General features: G+C 38.4%; 3 protein-coding genes. 1 reads left to right on the top strand and 2 read right to left on the bottom strand.

Annotation, left to right across the window (positions count from 1 at the left end):
* Window positions 1-233: 233 nt before the first annotated feature.
* Both ACIFSR_RS34670 and ACIFSR_RS34665 read right to left on the bottom strand, forming a co-directional pair.
* Window positions 234-1,409, bottom strand: a complete 1,176-nt coding sequence (locus ACIFSR_RS34670) for an MFS transporter (RefSeq protein WP_430063789.1) — start codon at window positions 1,407-1,409, stop codon at window positions 234-236.
* A 79-nt stretch (window positions 1,410-1,488) separates the two neighbouring features.
* Window positions 1,489-1,800 carry an ArsR/SmtB family transcription factor gene (locus ACIFSR_RS34665; protein ID WP_339209456.1) on the bottom strand — a complete coding sequence of 104 codons (312 nt, stop codon included), beginning with the start codon at window positions 1,798-1,800 and terminating at the stop codon, window positions 1,489-1,491.
* A 231-nt stretch (window positions 1,801-2,031) separates the two neighbouring features.
* Between ACIFSR_RS34665 and ACIFSR_RS34660 the strand changes: the two genes are divergently transcribed.
* On the top strand, window positions 2,032-2,661 hold the full coding sequence (locus tag ACIFSR_RS34660) for a hypothetical protein (protein ID WP_339206047.1): 630 nt from the start codon (window positions 2,032-2,034) through the stop codon (window positions 2,659-2,661).
* Window positions 2,662-2,813: the final 152 nt, after the last annotated feature.

Genomic DNA, 2,813 nt, shown 5'->3' with positions numbered 1-2,813 from the left:
CAACCGTCCTCGGATTTCAAATCCCACACAAGCTGGGTTTCTATTATCTTCTTAACGAATTTATCAAAGCGATTTTCAGAATCAATTTTCAGCCCCAAATTATGCGACATAACACACTCCTTTGTGGTGTTTAATTTAAGTACCAAATATTCCATTATCCTGCCCGTTAGCATAACTACGAAGGGCTGCCACGTGGCAGCCCTTTTAGTCTTCAACTATCGTTTCCCATTAGTTTAACGCACGTTTACTTCCTCTGCATTCGGTTTGGAAATTTTTATTTTTACCATAATCAATACGAAAGCAAGCAATGTAAACATAATTCCGCTCCAGATGAGTTGATGTATTCCCAAGTGAGAAATAAACCAACCACCGATAGAAGCCCCTACAGTAATTCCAAGATTGGAAAATGAGACAAACAAGCTGTTGCCGAATTCGGGAGCTTCTTTCGCCTCGGTCGTTAACCATGCTTGACTGACAATAAGCCCGCCGGAATGCACTACCCCCCAAATGATTACGATAACAACCATCGGAATGAGATAAGATCCCAGACAATAAGCGAATAAGTAAATTACCGCATATAGCAGAGGAAACATGATGACGGTCTTTGTAATGCTTTTATGAACAAAGCCCCCAAATAAAAAATTCCCAAAAATCATGATGATACCAAAGACCATCAACATGATGCTGATTCCTGACCCGTTCATATGTGTTACTTGCACAAGATATTCAGCAAAGTAGCTGTACACAGAAAACATAGCTGCAAAGATAAAAATAACGGTCACGATATTTAACCACAATTGAGGTTTACGTAATATGCCAAGCTGCTTGCCATAAGACATTTTTTCCTTAACAGGCATGGAAGGAAGCCAAACTTGTATCCCTACAAAGGCAATCATGCTTACAACAGCTCCGAACAGGAAAGCGACTTCTAACGAAATCTTCTCCGCGAGATAAGATGTCAAAGGCACGCCAAAAGCAAACCCCACCGTGATTCCGGCGAAAACCTTTGTGACCGCTTTACTGCTTTTTTCCGGAGGGACAAGCTTGGCTGCGGTCACAAGGGCAACCGAAAAAAAGACGGGATGAAAAATAGCAGGGATAAAACGAAAAACTAGCATCACATCGAACTGGGTCGTATAAGCATAAACCATATTCGAAATTGCAAAAATAAGCAAAGTGGTTAATAGAATGACTTTACGATTAATACCGGATACGAGTAATGTCAGGAATGGACCTGAGATAGCAACGACGAGAGCAAATATACTTACAAGCCATCCAGCCTGTGAGGTCGATATATTAAATTTTTGAGTTACCTGGGGTAAAACACCTATAATCCCCATTTCCGTTGTAATAATACCGAATACGCCTAAAGCCAAAATAATGATAAGCAAAGGGTTAACCTGTTTCATTTTAAATGTAAGTCTCCTTTTATATTTACATATATAGATTCATAGATGTATATTACAAAAAAAAAGACCTCCTTTCAGTCTATAGTTTCTTTTGGATGTACTCGGAAAATTCCTGTATTGTCTTTTCGTTTCGACGATAGTACGTCCACTTCCCAATTCGCTCAGATTCCAACAAACCAGCTTTTTGCATCGTCAACAAATAACTCGAAATAACAGACTGTGCAAGACCTGCTTTAGCCTGAATATCTCCCACGCATACACCAATTTGAAAATTGAGATTTTGTTGTAGATAAGGTTTTTCATCAAAGAATTCCTCTGGATTCTTTAACCATAGCATAATTTGACTACGCGTCTCGTTAGACAAAGCTTTATAAATCTGTAATGGTTCCATACAGATTATTATATCTATTTTTATAGATTTGTAAATATAAAATGTGCTGTTTTCTCCAATATCTTTTGACAAGAACTTGAAAAATCTATTGCCTGTACCGACTTTTGTTGGAGAAATCTGCCCGTTAACTTAACAAACCGATAGCAATACTCTTGGAAAATGAAGGTGATTAGCTGGTATCCAGCGAAATATTAATCTTAATTGATGATATGACATTACGGGGGTAAACAAATGAGTGAATTTACTTCAGGCAGTCTTGTATTGAATAAACATAGGAAAGCTATCGAAGACTTCAATCCCATTTTTATAAAACCGCTTAATGATAAATGGAGCTTGTTTTTTACGGAAGGTACAGAAGTTAGTGACACCTATCCTGAGGATATTATAAAAATGACTGCTGGCGTACCTCTATTATACTTTTATAATTTCGAAGACCACGGCTGGGGTTTCACCATCCTTCATCAAAGCAGAGTTGTATCTGCATTCGATTATTCGTATGAGGAAGATGAAATTGAATTACAGAATTATGTACAAGAACGGTTTCCTGAAGAAGAAGCTATTGAATTACTCTATCTGAACCCTGATTCAGACGCTTTTAGGGTTAAAATACTTGAGGAATTCTATATGGAACATAGTAAGGAAGACAAAGTAAAGAAACTTATTATGAGTCTTGACGTGGATGCTTTTGCGTTATTCAACATCGATTCGGGTGGACTTGATAGACTGCGAGATATGTTCCGTATTGAGTCGTTGGTCAGTCTTCAAGATCGTTTTACCTTGATAGACGACTTCAAAGCGACCATAGATATCAAGGAAATGTGCTGGATCCGTGCAGATCGGATAGAGAATCTGATGAATTAACAACTGCCAACTGCCTCTCGATTGAATCATTAAGCTGCATTAGCCGCTAGCCCAAACCTGAAATTAAGTTCAGGCTAGCGGCTATTTTGTTGAACTAACGTTCCCCTTCCCTCTTTTTTCCTTTTTTCTCTCTTTCTCTTCTCCCCCTCTTC

The sequence above is a fragment of the Paenibacillus sp. NRS-1760 genome (assembly GCF_050467785.1).
In the GTDB taxonomy this organism is placed as follows: Bacteria; Bacillota; Bacilli; order Paenibacillales; family Paenibacillaceae; genus Pristimantibacillus.
The sequence above is the reverse complement of the archived record's forward strand: the minus strand, read 5'-3'. Positions and strand labels throughout refer to the sequence as shown.

What these genes read in the sequence shown, in the direction of transcription:
- ACIFSR_RS34670 (WP_430063789.1), bottom strand. Translation starts at nt 1,409, where the DNA reads ATGAAACAGGTTAACCCTTTGCTTATCATTATTTTGGCTTTAGGCGTA.
- ACIFSR_RS34665 (WP_339209456.1), bottom strand. Translation starts at nt 1,800, where the DNA reads ATGGAACCATTACAGATTTATAAAGCTTTGTCTAACGAGACGCGTAGT.
- ACIFSR_RS34660 (WP_339206047.1), top strand. Translation starts at nt 2,032, where the DNA reads ATGAGTGAATTTACTTCAGGCAGTCTTGTATTGAATAAACATAGGAAA.